At 68.4% G+C, this 17,884-nt stretch carries 13 protein-coding genes; 10 read left to right on the forward strand and 3 right to left on the reverse strand.

The window, feature by feature from the left end; all coding sequences use genetic code 11:
- Nucleotides 1-517 precede the first annotated feature (517 nt).
- The 8 genes from ACTJI6_RS06545 (at nt 518) to ACTJI6_RS06580 (ending at nt 13,146) form a co-directional block, all read left to right on the forward strand.
- Nucleotides 518-1,912, forward strand: a complete 1,395-nt coding sequence (locus ACTJI6_RS06545; RefSeq protein ID WP_126154309.1) for an AAA family ATPase — start codon at nt 518-520, stop codon at nt 1,910-1,912.
- Nucleotides 1,905-3,017 (forward strand): ParB/RepB/Spo0J family partition protein, encoded by a 1,113-nt coding sequence (locus tag ACTJI6_RS06550; RefSeq protein ID WP_440798915.1) that lies wholly within the window; start codon nt 1,905-1,907, stop codon nt 3,015-3,017. Before ACTJI6_RS06545 ends, ACTJI6_RS06550 begins: the two co-directional genes overlap by 8 nt.
- Before the next feature lie 136 nt (nt 3,018-3,153).
- A complete protein-coding gene (locus ACTJI6_RS06555; RefSeq protein WP_440798917.1) occupies nt 3,154-6,225 on the forward strand; it encodes a response regulator in 3,072 nt (1,023 codons plus the stop codon).
- The gene (locus ACTJI6_RS06560; RefSeq protein WP_440798919.1) at nt 6,222-7,082 is read left to right on the forward strand and encodes a CheR family methyltransferase; all 861 of its coding nucleotides are present in this window, start codon (nt 6,222-6,224) and stop codon (nt 7,080-7,082) included. The genes ACTJI6_RS06555 and ACTJI6_RS06560 overlap by 4 nt, the downstream gene beginning before the upstream one ends.
- The gene (locus ACTJI6_RS06565) at nt 7,075-8,898 is read left to right on the forward strand and encodes a response regulator (RefSeq protein WP_440798921.1); all 1,824 of its coding nucleotides are present in this window, start codon (nt 7,075-7,077) and stop codon (nt 8,896-8,898) included. The genes ACTJI6_RS06560 and ACTJI6_RS06565 overlap by 8 nt, the downstream gene beginning before the upstream one ends.
- Nucleotides 8,899-9,266: 368 nt before the next feature.
- Nucleotides 9,267-11,204 carry a potassium transporter Kup gene (locus tag ACTJI6_RS06570; RefSeq protein ID WP_126154313.1) on the forward strand — a complete coding sequence of 646 codons (1,938 nt, stop codon included), beginning with the start codon at nt 9,267-9,269 and terminating at the stop codon, nt 11,202-11,204.
- A 249-nt stretch (nt 11,205-11,453) separates the two neighbouring features.
- Nucleotides 11,454-12,791: a sensor histidine kinase gene (locus ACTJI6_RS06575; protein ID WP_440799143.1), complete on the forward strand. Its 1,338-nt coding sequence runs from the start codon at nt 11,454-11,456 to the stop codon at nt 12,789-12,791.
- Nucleotides 12,792-12,795: 4 nt separating this feature from the next.
- A complete protein-coding gene (locus ACTJI6_RS06580; protein ID WP_440798923.1) occupies nt 12,796-13,146 on the forward strand; it encodes a response regulator in 351 nt (116 codons plus the stop codon).
- An 11-nt stretch (nt 13,147-13,157) separates the two neighbouring features.
- On the opposite strand, the gene ACTJI6_RS06585 is transcribed toward ACTJI6_RS06580, so the two are convergent.
- Together ACTJI6_RS06585 and ACTJI6_RS06590 are read right to left on the reverse strand one after the other, a co-directional pair.
- Nucleotides 13,158-14,123 (reverse strand): glutathione S-transferase family protein, encoded by a 966-nt coding sequence (locus ACTJI6_RS06585; protein ID WP_440798925.1) that lies wholly within the window; start codon nt 14,121-14,123, stop codon nt 13,158-13,160.
- A gap of 20 nt (nt 14,124-14,143) precedes the next feature.
- Complete coding sequence (locus tag ACTJI6_RS06590; RefSeq protein WP_440798927.1) at nt 14,144-14,551, reverse strand: DoxX family protein; 408 nt, start codon at nt 14,549-14,551, stop codon at nt 14,144-14,146.
- Nucleotides 14,552-14,678: 127 nt separating this feature from the next.
- Between ACTJI6_RS06590 and ACTJI6_RS06595 the strand changes: the two genes are divergently transcribed.
- Entirely contained in the window at nt 14,679-15,572 is an 894-nt protein-coding gene (locus ACTJI6_RS06595; protein WP_440798929.1) for a LysR family transcriptional regulator, read from the forward strand.
- Nucleotides 15,573-15,588: 16 nt separating this feature from the next.
- On the opposite strand, the gene ACTJI6_RS06600 is transcribed toward ACTJI6_RS06595, so the two are convergent.
- Nucleotides 15,589-16,779: a calcium-binding protein gene (locus ACTJI6_RS06600; protein WP_440798931.1), complete on the reverse strand. Its 1,191-nt coding sequence runs from the start codon at nt 16,777-16,779 to the stop codon at nt 15,589-15,591.
- Between the two features lie 202 nt (nt 16,780-16,981).
- Here ACTJI6_RS06600 and ACTJI6_RS06605 point away from each other — a divergent pair, with 202 nt between their 5' ends.
- Nucleotides 16,982-17,824 (forward strand): calcium-binding protein, encoded by an 843-nt coding sequence (locus tag ACTJI6_RS06605; protein WP_440798933.1) that lies wholly within the window; start codon nt 16,982-16,984, stop codon nt 17,822-17,824.
- Nucleotides 17,825-17,884 lie beyond the last annotated feature (60 nt).

Genomic DNA, 17,884 nt, shown 5'->3' on the forward strand with positions numbered 1-17,884 from the left:
TCCGGTCTGCCGTTGGGGTGTCGCCCGTCATCATGGCAACAAAGGTGCCTGCTGGCAATCCTGACACGGGCACCCGAACCGTTGCGAAATGCCGCGAAGCAACGTCCCGGAAACGGGTGCCTTTGGGCATCGCCGGCAGCCAAAGGCACCCTTTTACAGGATGGCCCAAGGCGATCCGGCCCACAAAAGCCCGCATTATGGGGGTCGGGAGCTAAAAAACGGCCGTTCCCGCGAATCGGTGCTTCCAATCCCGGAATCGGGCACCCATCATCCTGTTTCCGGGTTCCTTTCGTCCCGGAAACGGGTGCCTTTCATGGGGTATCCCTTTGATATGAATTGAATAATCTGCCTTAAAGATCTTAAAGAGAATCATAGATCCTTAAATCGCTGGCGCCTTTTTCCTCCAGAAAGCAGGGGTTTCGCGGCGAAACTTGGCATGCTGCGGCAACTTTCGGCTTTCCATGTGCGCAACTTTGCGAAAATACTGCGAACAGCAGCACATCCCTGGATTGGTGACATGTCCACTGGCAAAGACCCCCTACCCCCCTATTTCAACATCGACCCAGCCAAAGCCGCGCGGCGGCTGTCCGATCCTATCGACACCGCCCGATTCGCCAAAGCCGCCGCCTTCGCCGCCCGCGGCCGTCAGGATCTGGCCGAACGCGGCTATGCCCCCGACGGCCACAAGCGTCTGCGCCGCTTTTCCACATGGGAGGTCTGCCGCTATCTGATCCCCGTCGCGCCGGCCCATTTCCGCCGGGTGCTGCGCAAGTTCCCCGACCTGCCCCAAGGCACCGGAGAGGGCAATTCGAAATGGTTCAGCTTGGACGACGTGCTGCGCCTGCGCGACCATTTCGCGGCCGAGGGCGCGGCGGGCCGCGAATACCGCCCCTGGCGCCCCGAAGGGCTGCCCGCCAAGACCATCGCGGTGGCGAATTTCAAGGGCGGCGTCGGCAAGACCTCGACCGCGGCGCATCTGGCGATGTCGGCGGCGCTTGACGGCTACAAGGTGCTGGTCATCGACCTGGACAGCCAGGGCAGCATGACCTCGATCATGGGGGGCAAGGTCGGCGATGAATGGTCGACCGCCTTCCCGCTGCTGGCCAAGGACTATGCCCTGGCGCTTCAGGATGAAAACCGCGTGCGCGAGGCGGCGGGCCAGCCCCCCCTGCCCTTCGACGAGACCCTGACCGAGGCGCTGACCATCACCGCCCGCGACGTGATCCAGCCCACGCACTGGCCGAACATCGACCTGCTGGGGGCGCAGCTGAACCTCTATTGGGCCGAATTCCAGGTTCCCGTCTGGCGGATGGGCCTGCGCGGCTGGCCGCTGTGGGACGCGCTTGGCAATGCGCTGACCAAGGACGGGATCGTCAACGATTATGACATCATCATCCTGGATACGCCTCCCGCGCTAGGCTATCTGACGATCAACGCGCTTGCCGCCGCCGACATCCTGCTGGTGCCGCTGGGGGCATCCTTCCTAGAGTTCGATTCGACGGGCCGCTTCTTCGACATGCTCTATTCAACCTTCGCCAGCGTCGAGGACGGAGAGAACGCCGCCCGCCGCCGCGAAGGCCTGCCAGAAATGCGCTTCGAATGGGATGCGGTGCGGGCGATCATCACCCGCTTCGACGCCGCCCAGCAGACCGACCTGGCCAATGTCATCCAGGCCTATTTCGGGGATTTCATGACCACCTTCCGCCAGGAAGTCACCGCCATGATCGGCCAGGCGGGCGAACAGGTGAACGGCATCTACGAGGCCGATTATCGCGAATTCAACCGCGACACCTATGTCCGGGGGCGCGAGACCTTTGACCGCACCTGGGCCGAGGTCAAGGAACTGATCCTGGGGGCCTGGTGGCGCGATCTTCAGATGGAGCAGGCAGAGCAGGAGAAAGCCCATGGTTAAGCGCAGGCGGCTGGAAACCCCCAGCACGGACGACCTGTCCCGGATCGAGGCCGAGTTTCGCCGCGAAACCCATGGCCGCCCCTCGGTCGGGCCGGGGATCGCGCCCATCGCCCAGGTCGCAGCGGACACCGCGGCGCAGGGATCGCTGGAACCGGCCGACGCGCGGGCCGAACGGGCCCGCGACCGGGCGGATGCCGAGCGGCTGCGGCGCGCCGAAGGGCAGGGGCTGCTGATCGCCGAACTGCCCCTGGAGCAGATCGACGAGGGCGCCATGATCCGCGACCGCATGGTCATGGACGAGGCCGAGATGACCGAACTGCGGCTGTCCATCGCCGCCAACGGCCTGCGCCTGCCGATCGAGGTGTTCGAGATGGAGAGGCCGGCCGGGCAGGGCGCGCGCTATGGCCTGCTGTCGGGTTATCGCCGCCTGCACGCGATGCGGGCTCTGCACGCGCTGACCGGATCCGAGGCCCATGCCCGGATCCGCGCCCTGATCCGCCCCCGCACCCAGTCCGACGCCGCCTTCGTCGCCATGGTCGAGGAGAACGAGGTCCGCGAGGAACTGAGCCATTTCGAACGCGGCCGCATCGCCGTGATCGCCGCCAATCAGGGGGCCTTCGCCAATGTCGAGGACGCGGTGAACCGGCTGTTCGCCACCGGCTCCAAGGCCAAGCGGTCCAAGGTGCGGTCCTTTGCCCTGATCTTCGAGGAGTTGGGCGACATGCTGCAATTTCCCGAGGCGCTGACCGAAAAGCGCGGCCTGCGGCTGGCGACGGCCCTGCGCGACGGGGCCGAGGCGCGATTGCGCCAGGCCCTGTCCTCGGCCAGCCCCGAGGATGCCGATGCGGAATGGCAGCTGCTGGAGCCGGTGATCGCCCGGTCGGAATCCGCCCCGCGCAGCCCGGCCAGGGGCGGGCGGCCGCGCAGCCAGGCGCCGGTGCAATACGGCTGGATCGACGGCCAGACGCTGCGGACCACCAGCGGGATCACCATCCGCCGCGCCCGCGACGGCAAGGCCCATGTATTGCGCCTGGAAGGAGGGGCGATTGATGACGACCTGATGGACAGCCTGATGGCCGAGATCCGCGCCCTGCTGGACCGATGAGGTTTCGCCGCGAAACCTCATATATGACGTAACGTCAACTTCGGCGCGGCGCGGGAACCGCCGCAACGGGGTGGGCGTTCGGAACTGGCCGCCAGCGGCCAGAACCGCATGGAAATACCGGGCCAGGGACAAAACAGTGAACAAGAACAAAGAGTTGGCGATCCTTTCGCTGATCGTCGCGATGATTTGCGCGATCTTCGTGATGGATCTGTATGTGCCGTTGGGCACGGCGGTCTGGCTGATCTATATCATCCCGCTGGCGCTGTCCTTTACGGTCAGCCTGTCTTGGGCGCCCGTCGCGGTCGCGCTGACCGCCTGTCTGGCGATGGCCGGAGGTTTCCTGCTGGACGGCCACGCCGGGATCGACCCGCGCATCGCGGCGCTGAACCGCACCTTGGCAAGCGTCGTCTATCTGGTCCTGGGCAATATGGGCCGGATGCTGATCCGCAACAGGGGGATCCTGGCGCGCGAAGCCTGGGCCCGCCAGGGCGAGGTCGAGGTGTCGCAGGCCGTCCAGGGCGATCCGTCGGCCGAGGAACTGGGGCAACGGGTGCTGGCGGTGCTGGCCGAGCGCGCAGGGGCGCGGGCCGCGGTCGCCTATGATGCCCATGCGGGCGGGCTGCGGCAGCTGGCCGCCTGGGGGGTGGATGACGCGGGCCTGCCCGGCCCCGACCGGACCGCCCCCGGCGGGCATCTGGCGCGCAGCCTGTCCGAAAACCGCGTGGTGCATCTGGACCTGGCCCCCGACCAGGCGCTTGGCTGGGGGTCGGGGCTGTCGCGCGGGCGCGCCGCCCATGTCGTGATCGTCCCGCTGCGCGAGGGGAACCGGACCGAGGGGCTGCTGGAATTCGGCTTCGACGGCCCGCCCCCGGCGCGGGTGGGCGACCTGCTGGACCGGGTGGGCGAACGCCTGGCCCTGGCGATCCGGTCGGTCCATGACCGCCACCGCCTGGAGGAACTGCTGGAGGAGACCCGCCACCAGGCCGAGGAACTGCGCAGCCATGCCGAGGAACTGGCCGCGACCAACGAGGAACTTGAGGAACAGAGCCGCGCCTTGCAGGACAGCCAGCGCAAGCTGGAACAGCAGCAGGCCGAACTGGAACAGCAGAACAACCAGCTTGAGATCCAGACCCGCGCGCTTGAGGATCAGCGCGACGCCCTGGCCCGGTCGCGCCGCGACCTGGAGAGCAAGACGGTCGAACTGGCGCGCGAAAGCCGCTATAAGTCGGAATTCGTGGCCAACATGTCCCACGAATTGCGCACCCCGCTGAACGCGCTGCTGATCATGTCGCGGCTTCTGGCGGAAAACCGCAGCCGCACCCTGACCGACGAACAGGTCCGCTGGGCCGAGACCATCGAAAGCTCGGGCAAGGATCTGCTGGTGCTGATCAACGACATCCTGGACCTGTCCAAGATCGAGGCGGGCAAGATGGAGATCGCCGCCGACACGGTGGAACCCGGTACCGTCGCGCGCAAGCTGGTGCGCGCCTTCGAGGAGCAGGCCCGGTCCAAGGGGCTGGAACTGGGCTTCGAACTGGCCCCCGGCCTGAGCGCGATCCAGACCGACCGGGCGCGGCTGGAACAGGTGCTGCGCAACTTCCTGTCGAACGCGCTGAAATTCACCGAGCGGGGCCGGATCACGCTGCGCATCGCGCCCGCCCAGGGCGGCATCGCCTTTTCGGTCAGCGACACCGGCATCGGCATCGATCCCGACCAGCAGGACGCCGTGTTCGAGGCGTTCCGCCAGGCGGACGGCACCATCTCTCGCCGGTTCGGCGGCACCGGGCTGGGCCTGTCGATTTCCCGCGAGCTGGCGGATCTGCTGGGCGGCCGGATCACGCTTGAAAGCCGGAAGGGCAGGGGCAGCACCTTCACGCTGATCCTGCCCGACGGCCCGCAGGCGTCGGCGGCACCGGCGCCGTCGCCCGCGCCCGACATGGCGCCCGCCCCGGTCGCCGAGGACGCGGTCCTGGGGGCGCTGCCGGGCCTGTCGGACGACCGCGACCGGATCGAGCCGGGCGACCGGGTGATGCTGGTGGTCGAGGACGACGCGGCCTTCGCGGCCGTGCTGCTGGATCTGGCGCACGAGCTGGGCTTCCGCTGCGTCTGCGTGGACCGGGCCGACGACGCGGTGCGGGCGGCGCGACGATTCCTGCCCCATGCGATCGTGCTGGACATCCGCCTGCCCGATCATTCGGGCCTGTCCGCGCTGGACCGGCTGAAACGCGACACGGCGACGCGGCACATCCCGGTGCATGTGATCTCGGCCGAGGATTACATGCACGAGGCGATGGCCCAGGGGGCGATCAGCTATATGCTGAAGCCGGTGGCGCGCGATCAGCTGGAAACCGCGATCCGCAGCCTGGAGCAGCGCCTGCAAGGCCGGTTGCGCCGCGTGCTGATCGTCGAGGACGATCCCGCCCAGATGGAGGGGCTGCGCGCCCTGCTGGCCAGCGACGAGGTGGAAACCGTGGGGGCGGGCACCGCCGCCGAGGCGTTCGAGATCTGCCGGACCCAGACCGTCGACTGCATCGTGCTGGACATGACGCTGCCCGATGCCTCGGGCTTCGACCTGCTGGAACGGCTGGACGCGGACGGCACGGCGGCCTTTCCGCCGGTGATCGTCTATACCGCCCGCGCCCTGTCCGAGGACGAGGAGCAGCGGCTGCGGCGGTATTCCAAGTCGATCATCATCAAGGGCGCGAAATCGCCCGAGCGGCTGGTCAGCGAGGTGACGCTGTTCCTGCATCAGGTGGTGTCGGAACTGCCCGAGAAGCAGCGCCGGATGCTGGCGGCGTCGCTGGGCCGGGACGCGCAGCTCGAGGGGCGGCGGATCCTGGTGGTCGAGGACGACATCCGCAACGTCTATGCGCTGACCGGGGTGTTCGAACCCCATGGCGCCACCGTCCAGATCGCCCGCAACGGGCGCGAGGCCCTGGAGGCCCTGGGCCGCATCGACGACGGCGGCGCGCCGCGCGTCGATCTGGTGCTGATGGACGTGATGATGCCGGAAATGGACGGGCTGACCGCCACCCGCGAGATCCGCAAGATCGACCGCTGGAAGACCCTGCCGATCATCATGCTGACCGCCAAGGCCATGGCCGAGGACCAGAACCGCTGCATCGAGGCGGGGGCGAACGATTACCTGTCCAAGCCCTTGGACGTGGACAAGCTGCTGTCGCTGACCCGCGTGTGGATGCCGCGATGACGGTCGCCCCGGTTCCCGCCGACCCCGCCGACATGGTGGAACTGGATCTGTTCCTGGAAGCGCTGCACCGCCGCTGGCATTACGATTTCCGGTCCTATTCCCGCGCCTCGCTGGTGCGGCGGGCGGATCTTGCGCGCGAGCGGCTGGGCTGCGCGACGCTGTCGGAATTGCAGGGCCGGCTGCTGCGCGACGGCTCGATCCTGCCGGACGTGATCGACGCGATGACGGTGCAGGTCAGCGAACTGTTCCGCGACCCGCTCTATTACCTGGCGCTGCGCCGCGAGGTGGTGCCGCATCTGCGCACCTTCCCGTCGCTCAAGGTCTGGGTGGCGGGCTGCGCGGACGGAGAGGAGCTGTATTCCCTGGCGATCCTGTTCCGCGAAGAGGGGCTGTTCGACCGGACCCTGTTTTACGCCACGGAAATCAACCGCCGGGCGCTTCAACGGGCCGAGACGGGGGTCTATCCCATTGACCGCCTGCCGGTTTTTTCGCAGAACTATCAGCGCGCGGGCGGCACCGGGACGCTGGCCGACCACTATACCGCCGCCTATGGGCGGGTGGCCTTCGACCGGGCGCTGCGGGACCGCACGGTCTTTACCGAACACAACCTGGCCACCGACCAGGTCTTTTCCGAGGTGCATCTGGTGTCCTGCCGCAACGTCCTGATCTATTTCGACAGCCCGTTGCAGGACCGCGCCCTGGGGCTGTTCGCCCAGGCCCTGACGCGCGGCGGCTTCCTGGGCCTGGGGTCGCACGAGACCCTGCGCTTTTCGCCCCATGCCCGCCACTTCGCCGCCTTCGACGAACCCGATCGGATCTGGCGGCGCAGGGCCAGCCAGGAAGACGCCCATGCCTGACAGACCCATCCGGTTCCTGATCGTCGACGACATCGCCGAAAACATCCTGGCGCTTGACGCGCTGCTGCGCCGCGACGGGCTGGAGGTCGACCACGCCCATTCCGCGACCCAGGCGCTGGAACTGATGCTGGTCCACGACTATGCCCTGGCGCTGCTGGACGTGCATATGCCGGGAACCGACGGGTACGAACTGGCCGAACTGATGCGGTCCACGGAACGCACGCGCGGCGTGCCGATCATCTTCGTCACCGCCGCCGACCGCGACGAGGCGCGCCGGTTCCGGGGATACGAGGCGGGGGCGGTCGATTACATCGTCAAGCCGATCGACCCTGTGGTGCTGAAATCCAAGGCCGAGGTGTTCTTCCGCATCGGCCGCCAGGCCCGCGACCTGCAACGCCAGCACGACGAGATGCAGCGCATCGCCCATGACCGCGACCGCGCGGCCAGCATGCTGCGCGCGCATACCGACAATTCGCCGCTGGCCTTCGTGACGCTGGACCAGGATCTGATCATCCGCGACTGGTCCAAGGGCGCCGAACGGATGTTCGGGCGCGCGGCCGAAGACCTGCTGGAACGGGCCGCCGCCGACACCGGCTGGCTGGACGAGGCGGGGGCGGCGACCCTGGCGGGCTGGCTGGCCCCCGGCGACAGCGCGCCGCGCCATTCGACGGAAATGGTCCTGGGCCATGCCGAGCGCGGCCCGATCCCCTGCGAGATCTATGGCTCGATCCTGGCGGGGTCCCGGCAGCGCACCCTGTCCTTGCAGATCCTGGACATCACCGAGCGCAAGCGCGCCGAGGAAGTGCGGTCGCTTCTGGTGGGCGAGCTGAATCACCGCATCAAGAACACCCTGGCCAATGTCCAGGCCATCGCCCGGCAGGGCCTGCGCCGGTCGGCGGATCTGGCGGATTTCGAACAGGGCTTCGTCGGCCGTCTTCAGGCCCTGTCGCGCGCCCATTCGATCCTGTCGGATTCCACCTGGGCCAGTGCGCCGCTGGATCAGTTGATCGACGACCAGATCCGGGTCGGCACGCTGGATGCCGACCGGCTGCGCCGCAGCGGCCCGCCGGTGGAACTGACCCCCGACACGATGCTGCGCATGGCGCTGACGCTGCACGAACTGGCGACCAACGCTGTCAAATACGGCGCGCTGTCGGTGCCCGGCGGCATGGTGCATCTGGACTGGGTGGGGCAGGGCAGGGGCATCGTGCTGACCTGGCGCGAGACCGGCGGCCCCGCCGTCATCCCGCCCGACCATGGCGGCTTCGGGTCGGATCTGATCGCGGCCGTCGCCGGGGGCGAGGATGGCGCCGTGGTGGCCGACTGGCGCCCCGAAGGCGTCGTCTGGACCATCCGCCTGTCCGAAGGGGTCACGCCGCTGGACGGCGCCGCCCCGTCCGCGCCCGACGGCCCCGACCCTGCGGCCGGGCCGGATGCGGTCCTGCGCGGCCAGTCGGTCCTGGTGGTCGAGGACGAACCGCTGGTCGCCCTGGACATCCAGGCGGAACTGGAACTGGCCGGGGCGGGCCGGGTGCGGATCGTCCGCAGCGTCGATGCCGCGCTGTCCGCCCTGGCCGAGGACCGCTTCGACCTGGCGCTGCTGGACGGCAATCTCAAGGGCCAGCCGGTCGATGCGGTGGCCCTGGGCCTGCGCCGGGGGGCGGTGCCGTTCTGTTTCGTGTCGGGCTATGGCCGCGAACATCTGCCCCAGGGGTTCGACGACGCGCCGCTGATCCAGAAGCCCTTTCCCCCGGCCTCGCTGTCGCAGACCCTGGCGCAGCTTCTGCACCCGCCCAGCCCCCGCGCCGCCGAATAGGGCGCGGGCCGGGGTTGTCCGGATCAGCTTTGAAGGGTTCACGCGGGTCCGCGCATCTCAGCCCTGGAATCAGAGCACCCCCGTTGATGTGGGTCGGACCATGGCCGCTGGGGCGGCGGCTGTCAACGCCCCGGATCGGCGGTCAGGAAATCGCGCCGGGCGGCGGTGAAGGGCGCGGCGGATCGGGACATGGGAGCCGAAAATCCGGGCTGGCCGGAGGCGAACAACATCCCCTGGCAGGCGTGACGGCAGGCCGTTCAACCACAGGTGGAGTCGCAGCGGATTTGCGGAACCGCCCGGTAAATTTGTCTTGAAGCGTGTGAACGGCAAGGCCATATCTCCGCGGATGCCGCAGCCGGAGTGCCTGAATGGCCAGCGAAGAAGCCGCCGCCACCCCCCCTGCGGCCGGGATCGCGCCCCCCCACCATCATCATGACCCGTCCCGGCTGACGCCCGCGCTTGTGCTGGCCTGTCTGGGGGTGGTCTATGGCGACATCGGCACCTCGCCGCTGTATGCGCTGCGGGAATCGCTGGTCCATGCCCACGAGGAAGGGCTGCCCGAGACATCCGTCATCGGCATCGTGTCGCTGCTGTTCTGGACAGTGGTGCTGATCGTGACGGTGAAATACGTCATCCTGATCCTGCGCGCGGACAACAACGGCGAAGGCGGCACCCTGTCGCTGGTCGCCAAGGCGCAGGGCGCGCTGAAGGTCGGCCCGCGCGCCCGGCGGCGGCGCCTGCTGATGCTGCTGGGGATCGTCGGCGTGTCGCTGTTCTTCGGAGACAGCATGATCACGCCCGCCATCTCGGTCCTGTCGGCGGTCGAGGGGCTGACCTTGGTCCAGCCGGATTTCGAACCCTGGGTGGTGCCGGTCACGCTGGGCATCGTCACCGCGCTGTTCTGGGTGCAGCGCGGCGGCACGGACCGGATCGCCCGGCTGTTCGGGCCGGTGATGCTGGTGTGGTTTTCCACCATGGCGATCCTGGGAATCGGCCATATCGCCGACGACGCGCGCATCCTCCAGGCGCTGAACCCGCTGCGCGCCCTGGGGTTTCTGACCCATTACGGCATCGCCGCGATGCCGGTCCTGGGGTCGGTCTTCCTGGCCGTGACCGGGGCCGAGGCGCTGTACGCCGACATGGGCCATTTCGGCCGCAGCGCCATCCGCACGGCCTGGAGCGTGCTGGTCTTTCCGGCCCTGGCGCTGTCCTATCTGGGGCAGGGGGCGATGGTGCTGGCGCATCCCGAAACCGTGTCGAACCCGTTTTTCCTGATGGCCCCCGACTGGTTCCTGGCGCCGCTGGTGATCCTGGCCACGGCGGCCACGGTGATCGCGTCGCAGGCGGTGATCTCGGGCGCGTTCTCGGTCGCGGCGCAGGCGGTGCAGATGGGCCTGCTGCCGCGCCTGCACATCATCTATACCTCGGACACGCAGGCCGGGCAGATCTATCTGCCCAAGGTCAACGCGATCCTGCTGCTGGGCGTGGTGTCGCTGGTGCTGGCCTTCGGATCCTCGGCCCGGCTGGCAAGCGCCTATGGCATCGCGGTGACGGGGGACATGGTGATCACCTCGGCCCTGGCGGTGATCGTGTTCCGCTGGGCCTGGGGCTGGGGCTGGCCGCTGATCGCCCTGGTCATGGTGCCGGTGCTGACGATCGAGCTGATCTTCTTTTCGGCCAACCTGATGAAGCTTCTGGACGGCGGCTATATCCCGCTGGTCTTCGCCGCCTGCGCCATCGCCCTGATGGTGATCTGGGTCGAGGGGATGCGCCGCTTGCAGGACAAGCTGGCCGAAGAAAGCATCAGCCTGGATCTGCTGGCCGGAAAGCTGGCGAAATCGCCCCCGGTGATCGTGCCGGGCACGGCGGTGTTCCTGACCGCCGATCCGATGGTCGCGCCCCCCGCGCTGCTGCACAACCTCAAGCACAACCGCGTGCTGCATGAGCGGAACTTCATCGTGAAGGTCGAAAGCGCCACCACTCCGCGCGTGCCGAACGACGCCCGGCTGCGTCTGGAAAGCGTTGCGCCCGGCTTCTGGCGGGCCTGGCTGGCCTTCGGCTACATGGAACAGCCGAACGTCCCCCGCGCCCTGGCCGAGGCCAAGCGCGAGGGCCAGAAATTCGACATCATGTCCACGTCCTTCTTCCTGAACCGGCGGACGCTGCGGTCGGGCCGGGGCACCCTGATGCCCCACTGGATGAGCCGGATCTTCGTGCGCCTGTACCGATCCGCCGCCGAACCGACGAACTATTACCGCCTGCCCTCGAACAGGGTGATCGAACTGGGCCAGCAGAAGAACATCTGACGGGCGGGGGCCGGGGCGCGTCCCGCAAGCTGGTGCCTTGACGGCGCGGCCCGTTTCACGGCTATTGCCAGGATGTTGCAGCCGCACATGGACCCCATGACGCCCCCCGTTCCCGCCGACGATCCCTTTGCCTTCCTGGGCCATACCGGACCCGCCGCCCGGCTTGTCCGCGACTTCGACTGGGGGCGGACCCCGCTGGGCCGGGTCGAGACATAGCCGCAATCGCTGAAGACCGCGACGGCGCTGCTGATCCAGTCCCCGGTTCCCATCGTCATGCTGTGGGGCGAGGAAGGCGTGATGATCTATAACGACGCCTATTCCGTCTTTGCCGGGCACCGGCATCCGGCGCTGTTCGGGTCGAATGTCCGCGAAGGCTGGCCCGAGGTCGCGGATTTCAACGACAACGTCATGAAGGTCGGCCTGGCAGGCGGCACCTTGGCCTATCAGGACCAGGAACTGACGCTGCATCGCAAGGGCTATCCGGAACAGGTCTGGATGAACCTGGACTATTCGCCGGTGCTTGACGAAAGCGGCAAGCCCGCCGGCGTGATCGCCATCGTGATCGAGACGACCAACCGCGTTCTGGCCGAACGCCGCAACCGGGCCGAGTTTCAGCGCCTGCAAGCCCTGTTTTCCCAGGCGCCGACCTTCATGACCATGGTCAGCGGTCCCGAGCACGTCTTCACCCTGGTCAACCCGGAATACCGCAAGCTGATCGGCGGGCGCGACGTGATCGGCCTGGCTGTCCGCGACGCCCTGCCCGAGGTCGCCGACCAGGGCTTTCTGGACCTGCTGGACCACGTCTACAGCTCGGGCGAGGCGGTGACGCGCACGGCGCAGCGCATCCTGCTGCGGTGGCGCGACCAGGGACCGCTGGAGGAACGCTTCCTGGATTTCGTCTATCAGCCGATCCGCGACGAGGACGGCACCGTCGCGCATATCTTCGTGCAGGGATCGGACGTGACCGAACGCGTCCGGGCCGAAAACCACCAGCGGCTGCTGATCAACGAACTGAACCACCGGGTCAAGAACAGCCTGGCCGCCGTGCAGTCGATCGTCACCCAGACCCTGCGCCATGCCACGACGCCGAAGGACGCGGCCCAGGCGATCACCGCGCGGATCATGGCGCTGTCGGGCGCCCACAACGTGCTGACCCGCGAGAACTGGGACGGCGCCGATCTGCGCGCCCTGGTCGAAAGCGCCATCCACCCGTTCCGCGGCCCCGGACCCGACGCCTTCCGGCTGTCCGGCCCGGACATGCGGGTCGGCCCCTATGCCGCCATCTCGATCGCCCTGGCGCTGCACGAGCTGGGCACCAACGCGGTCAAATACGGCGCCCTGTCGGTGCCCGCGGGCAGCGTGCGGATCGGCTGGTCGGTGGGCGGGGACCAGCTGTTCCGGCTGGATTGGACCGAAGCCGGGGGGCCGCCCGTGGTCGAAAGCGGCCGCCGGGGCTTCGGATCGCGGCTGATCCTGCAAGTGCTGCCCGACCAGTTGCAGGGCCAGGCCCGGATCGACTATCGGCCGGACGGGGTCGCCTTCACCCTGACCGCCTCGGTCGAGGCGGTCCGCGACGAGGCGACCTGACCCCATGGCGCGCATTCTGATCGTCGAGGATGAGGTCCTGATCGCCATGCTGCTGGAGGATATCGTGACCGACCTGGGCCATCACCCGGTCGGCCCGGCGATGCGCCTGCAACCCGCCCTGGCCGCCGCCGAGCACGAGGATTTCGATTTCGCCATCCTGGACATCAACCTGGCGGGCCAGCAGTCCTTTCCGGTGGCCGACTGCCTGCTGCGGCGCGGCATCCCCTTCATTTTCGCCAGCGGCTACGGCCAGGCGGGGTTGAACGAGGACTATGCGCGCATCCCGGCGCTGCAAAAGCCCTATGATCCCGGCCAGATCGCCCGGATGATCGAGGGATCGGCCCGCTCGGCCTGAAGAAGACCGCCCTAGGCGACGCTTGCCAGCAGCCGGGCCACATGGTCGGGACCGGCGGGGACGATGCCGGTCGGGTTCAGGGCCTTGATCGAATAATAGCCGGCCTTGATATGGTCCAGGCTCACGGTCCCGGCCACGCCGGGCAGACGCAGCATCCGTTCCAGCCAGGCGGACAGGCGGGGATAGTCGGCCAGGCGGCGGATATTGGTCTTGAACAGCCCGTGATAGGCGGCGTCGAAGCGGATCAGCGTCACGAACAGCCGGATGTCGGATTCCGTCAGCCGGTCGCCGAACAGGTATGCGCCGTCCAGCCCGCCCTCCAGCCGGTCCAGCGTGGCGAAGACGCCCGCCACGGCCTCGTCATAGGCGGTCTGGGTGGATGCGAATCCGGCCTTGTAGACGCCGTTGTTCAGGCCGTCGTAGATCTGCGCGTTCAGCGCGTCGATCCGGGCGGCCAGGTCGGCGGGATAAAGCACGGGACGCCCCGGCGCCAGATCGGCGAAGGCGCTGTCGAACATCCGCAGGATCTCGGCGCTTTCGTTGCTGACGGCGCTGTCGGTGCGTTCGTCCCACAACAGCGGCACCGTCGCCCGGCCGGTATAATCGGCGTCGGCGCGGGTATAGAGCTGATGCAGATGCGACGCGCCGTGCAGGGGGTCGGCATCGGCGCCCGGATAGCCGCCGAAGGCCCAGCCCTGATCGGTCACCACCGGGTTCAGCACGGTCACGGCCACCAGGTCGTCAAGCCCCTTGAGCTTGCGCGCGATCAGCGTGCGCGACGCCCAGGGGCAGATCAGCGCGACATACAGGCGGTAACGCCCCGCCTCGGCCCGGAACCCGCCGCTGCCGGTCGGGCCGGGGCTGCCGTCGGCGGTGATCCAGTTGCGGAAGGACGAATCCTGCCGCATGAAGCGGCCCTGGCCGTCCTTGGCCTGCACGGGTTGCCAGTCCGCCGCCCATCTGCCGTTCACAAGCATGATCGTCCCCCCTTGGCCCCTCAGGCGCGCCGCGCGGTCGGGACCAGGGCATAGGGGCCGTCGCCAAGCGCCGCCAGGGCCGCCTGCACGATGGCCCACATCACCGGGTATTCCCAGCCGCCGCCCGCGTTGGACCAGTTGAAGCCCGCGGCGCCATGGCCGAAGACCGCGGCCCCCAGCAGCACCGGCACCAAGGCCAGCGACACCAGCCGCGCCTTGATCCCCAGGATCAGCGCCAGTCCGCCGCCGATCTCGGCCAGCATGGTCAGCCAGCCAAGCGCGCCGGGCAGGCCGATCGATTCGAAATAACCGGCGGTGCCCGCCGGGGTGAACACGAACAGCTTGGTCAGCCCATGGATCAGGAACAGCGCCCCGGTCGTCACGCGCAGCGCCAGAATGCCCAAGGGGGCGGTCTTGAGGTCGGTCATCGGATCTTCTCCTGCTGGGGCGGCCCCGAGGGCCGGTCATGCGAACCCATATGCGCCCGGAACAGCATGGCGAAAATGGCGGCATTGTGGTATCACTGCCGCCCGGATGTTCCGAATTGGGGGCGGCATGGATCTGGTCGACGGAATGCGGGTCTTCGTTGCGGCGGTCGAGACGGGATCCTTTGCCGGGGCGGCGGCGCGGGTCGGCATCTCGGCCAAGCTGGCGTCGAAATACATGGCCGAGCTTGAGGCGCGGATGGGGACGCAGCTTCTGTACCGCACCACCCGCCGCCTTGGCCTGACCGCCGCCGGACAGCGGCTGATGGCGCGGGCGCCCGACTGGCTGGACCAGCTGGACGAGATGGCCAGCGATCTGCGCGAATCGCAGCGCGGGCTGTCGGGCACCATCCGCGTGTCGGCGGCGGTCACGCATGGCGAATTGCTGCTGGCGCCGCTGCTGCGCCGGTTCCGGGCGGCCCATCCCGGCCTGACGATCGACCTGCGGCTGGCCGATCCCTTCGTCGATCTGGTGGCGCAGGGCATCGACCTTGCCGTGCGCATCGGCAGGCTGGAGGATTCGACGCTGATGGCCCGCAGGCTGGGAGGGATCAGCGTGGTCCTGATCGCCTCGCCCGGCTATCTGGCGCGGCACGGCCATCCCGCCGCGCCCGAGGATCTGGCCGACCATGCCTGCATCCGCGACACCAACATGCGCGGCGACGGTACCTGGCCCCTGTCCGACGGTCAGGGCGAACGGCGCATCGCGGTGCAGGGGCCGTTCCTGGTCAACAGCGCCCGGACCGCCCGCGACCTGGCCCTTGCGGACGAGGGGGTGGCGCTGTGCCCGGATTATGTTGTCCGCGACGATCTGGCCCAGGGGCGGCTGCTGCGGGTGCTGCCCGAGGTCCAGGGCCCGTATCTGGACATCCACGCCGTCTATCCGCCGCAGCGCCGCATGACGCGCCGGACGCGGGCCTTGCTGGAATTCCTGGTCGATGCCTTCGACGGGGCCGGGCCGTGACCCGGCCGCCGTGGGATCACCAGAAATCGATCCGGGTCTGCAACAGCCCCGCTAGCGATTCGGCGTCATGGCCCAGGAAGATCACGCCATAGCCGTTCCCCAGGTCCAGGAACGCCGATTCGCCCAGATCCTGCACCCGATCCCCCAGCGAGGCGGGGTCGATGGGCTGCCCGTTGATGTTCCGGGTCAGCATCAGGCGATCCTCGGCCGAGAAATCGGCGATGATGCCGACGCCATGGGCGCTGCGGAACTGGAACTGGTCCGCGCCCGCGCCGCCGGTCAGGAAATCGTCGCCCGCGCCGCCGTTCAGCACATCGTCGCCGTCGCCGCCGTCGATCAGGTCGTTGCCGCGCCCGCCATGCAGCGTGTCGTTCCCGGCCCGGCCGAAGATCGAATCGTCGCCCCGGCCCAGATCCTCGATGGCGGCGACGAAATCGTTGCCGTCGCCGCAGTCGATGATGTCGTCGCCGCCGCCCGCATCCACCCAGTCGTTGCCCGCCCCGCCCTTGATGCTGTCGTCGCCGAAGCCGCCATGGATCGTGTCGTTGCCGCTGCCGCCGTCCAGCGTGTCGTTGCCGTTGTCGCCGCCCAGCCGGTCGTTGCCGTCGCCACCGAACAGCAGGTCGTCGTTCAGCCCGCCCGACAGGGTGTCGCGCCCTGCGCCGCCCAGCAGGATGTCGCGCCCCGCGCCGCCGTCCAGCAGGTCGTTGCCCGTTCCGCCGACCAGCAGGTCGTCGCCGTCCTGCCCGTCCAGGATGTCGTTCCCGATCCCCCCATGCAGCAGGTCCGAGCCGAAGGATCCGAACAGCCTGTCGTTGCCCGCCCCCCCGAACAGCCAGTCCGAGGCGACGCGCTTGGCCCCCGACCAGGCGTCATGGGACAGCCCGCCGCGCGCCGGATCGGTCAGCCAGCGGACATCCAGCACGTCGTCGCCGTCGCCGCCGAACAGCAGGTTCCAGCCCGCGCCGCCATGCAGCGTGTCGTCGCCGCCATAGCCGGCAAGGATATGGTCGCCGATCCCCGCCACGATCGTGTCGCCCACCGGCCCGCCCAGCCGCAGGCCCGTTGCCAGGCTGTCCAGGAACCGGGGAACGGCCGCCTCTGCAAGCCCCTGCCAGGCGGCCAGAGCCTGGGCCAGTTCCGGGCTGGCCGGCAGCAGCGCCAAGAGGTCGTCGGACAGGACGGTCGGTGTCGAAATGGTCGCCATGGTGCTTTTCCAGTTTGAAAATGGCCCGGCGCCTTCTGCCCGGATTGCGGCCCCGAACCGGGCCATCGGGCGGATCTTATCCCGGCCCCGCGTTGCCGCGATCCAGGAAATAGATGAAATTTTAATTAATTAGCGGTCGGTGGACGCGGCGCTCTCGCTTAGGTTGACGCCCGTAGGGTCAACAGCAAGGAAGGGGCCACCCATGGCCACGATACCAGGAGGCGCGTTCAGCGATTTCCTGTTCGGAACATCGCTTTCGGACTTCATCACGGCGGGCGCGGGCAATGATACCGTGCTGGCCAATTCCGGCGACGACATCGTCTATGGCGGCGCGGGCAACGATCTTCTCAACGGCGGGTCGGGCGACGACCGCCTGCTGGGGGAAGAGGGCGACGACCAGCTTCTGGGCGGGTCGGGCAACGATTCGCTGTTTGGCGGGTCGGGCGCCGACACGCTGTCGGGCGGCGCCGGCGACGACCTGCTGGTCGGCGGGTCGGGCGACGACCTGCTGGTCGGCGGCGCCGGGAACGACACGCTGGACGGCGGCGAGGGCGACGATGCCCTGTCCGGCGATGCCGGGAACGACCTACTGTCGGGCGGGTCGGGCGACGATACGCTGAGGGGCGGCGCCGGCGACGACATCCTGAACGGCGGGTCAGGCGACGATCAGCTTTTCGGCGATGCCGGGGACGATCTTCTGCTGGGCGGCGACGGCGACGACCTGCTGGTCGGCGGCGCCGGGCGCGACACTCTGGACGGCGGCGCGGGCGACGACAACCTGTATGGCGGCGCGGGCGACGACCTGTTCATCTTCTCGGGCGGCGGGGACGTGGTCATGGATTTCTCGGATGGCGACATCCTTCAGATTTCCTCGCGGCTGGAAGGGGTCTCGGTGGGGTCGGCCGTCGAAGTGGCGGAATTCGCCGTGGATCTGGGCGATGCCGGGACGCTGATCGACTTCGGCCAGGGCGACAGCGTGCTGCTGCACGGCGTGTCCTATGAAGACGTGACGGCGGATCCGGGTCGCTTCTTCACGGTCGTCTAGAACGGTTTCTTTACCCCTGCCTGATACCCAGGGTCCGGGCGCCCCTTGCGCCCGGACCAC

Source organism: Paracoccus sp. 22332 (assembly GCF_052045125.1).
GTDB classification, from domain to species: domain Bacteria; phylum Pseudomonadota; class Alphaproteobacteria; order Rhodobacterales; family Rhodobacteraceae; genus Paracoccus; species Paracoccus haematequi_A.

Excerpts from the sequence above, each read along its gene's own strand:
- ACTJI6_RS06580 (WP_440798923.1), top strand. The coding sequence starts at position 12,796 with ATGGCGCGCATTCTGATCGTCGAGGATGAGGTCCTGATCGCCATGCTG.
- ACTJI6_RS06570 (WP_126154313.1), top strand. The coding sequence starts at position 9,267 with ATGGCCAGCGAAGAAGCCGCCGCCACCCCCCCTGCGGCCGGGATCGCG.
- ACTJI6_RS06585 (WP_440798925.1), bottom strand. The coding sequence starts at position 14,123 with ATGCTTGTGAACGGCAGATGGGCGGCGGACTGGCAACCCGTGCAGGCC.
- ACTJI6_RS06590 (WP_440798927.1), bottom strand. The coding sequence starts at position 14,551 with ATGACCGACCTCAAGACCGCCCCCTTGGGCATTCTGGCGCTGCGCGTG.
- ACTJI6_RS06545 (WP_126154309.1), top strand. The coding sequence starts at position 518 with ATGTCCACTGGCAAAGACCCCCTACCCCCCTATTTCAACATCGACCCA.
- ACTJI6_RS06600 (WP_440798931.1), bottom strand. The coding sequence starts at position 16,779 with ATGGCGACCATTTCGACACCGACCGTCCTGTCCGACGACCTCTTGGCG.
- ACTJI6_RS06560 (WP_440798919.1), top strand. The coding sequence starts at position 6,222 with ATGACGGTCGCCCCGGTTCCCGCCGACCCCGCCGACATGGTGGAACTG.
- ACTJI6_RS06595 (WP_440798929.1), top strand. The coding sequence starts at position 14,679 with ATGGATCTGGTCGACGGAATGCGGGTCTTCGTTGCGGCGGTCGAGACG.
- ACTJI6_RS06550 (WP_440798915.1), top strand. The coding sequence starts at position 1,905 with ATGGTTAAGCGCAGGCGGCTGGAAACCCCCAGCACGGACGACCTGTCC.
- ACTJI6_RS06605 (WP_440798933.1), top strand. The coding sequence starts at position 16,982 with ATGGCCACGATACCAGGAGGCGCGTTCAGCGATTTCCTGTTCGGAACA.
- ACTJI6_RS06565 (WP_440798921.1), top strand. The coding sequence starts at position 7,075 with ATGCCTGACAGACCCATCCGGTTCCTGATCGTCGACGACATCGCCGAA.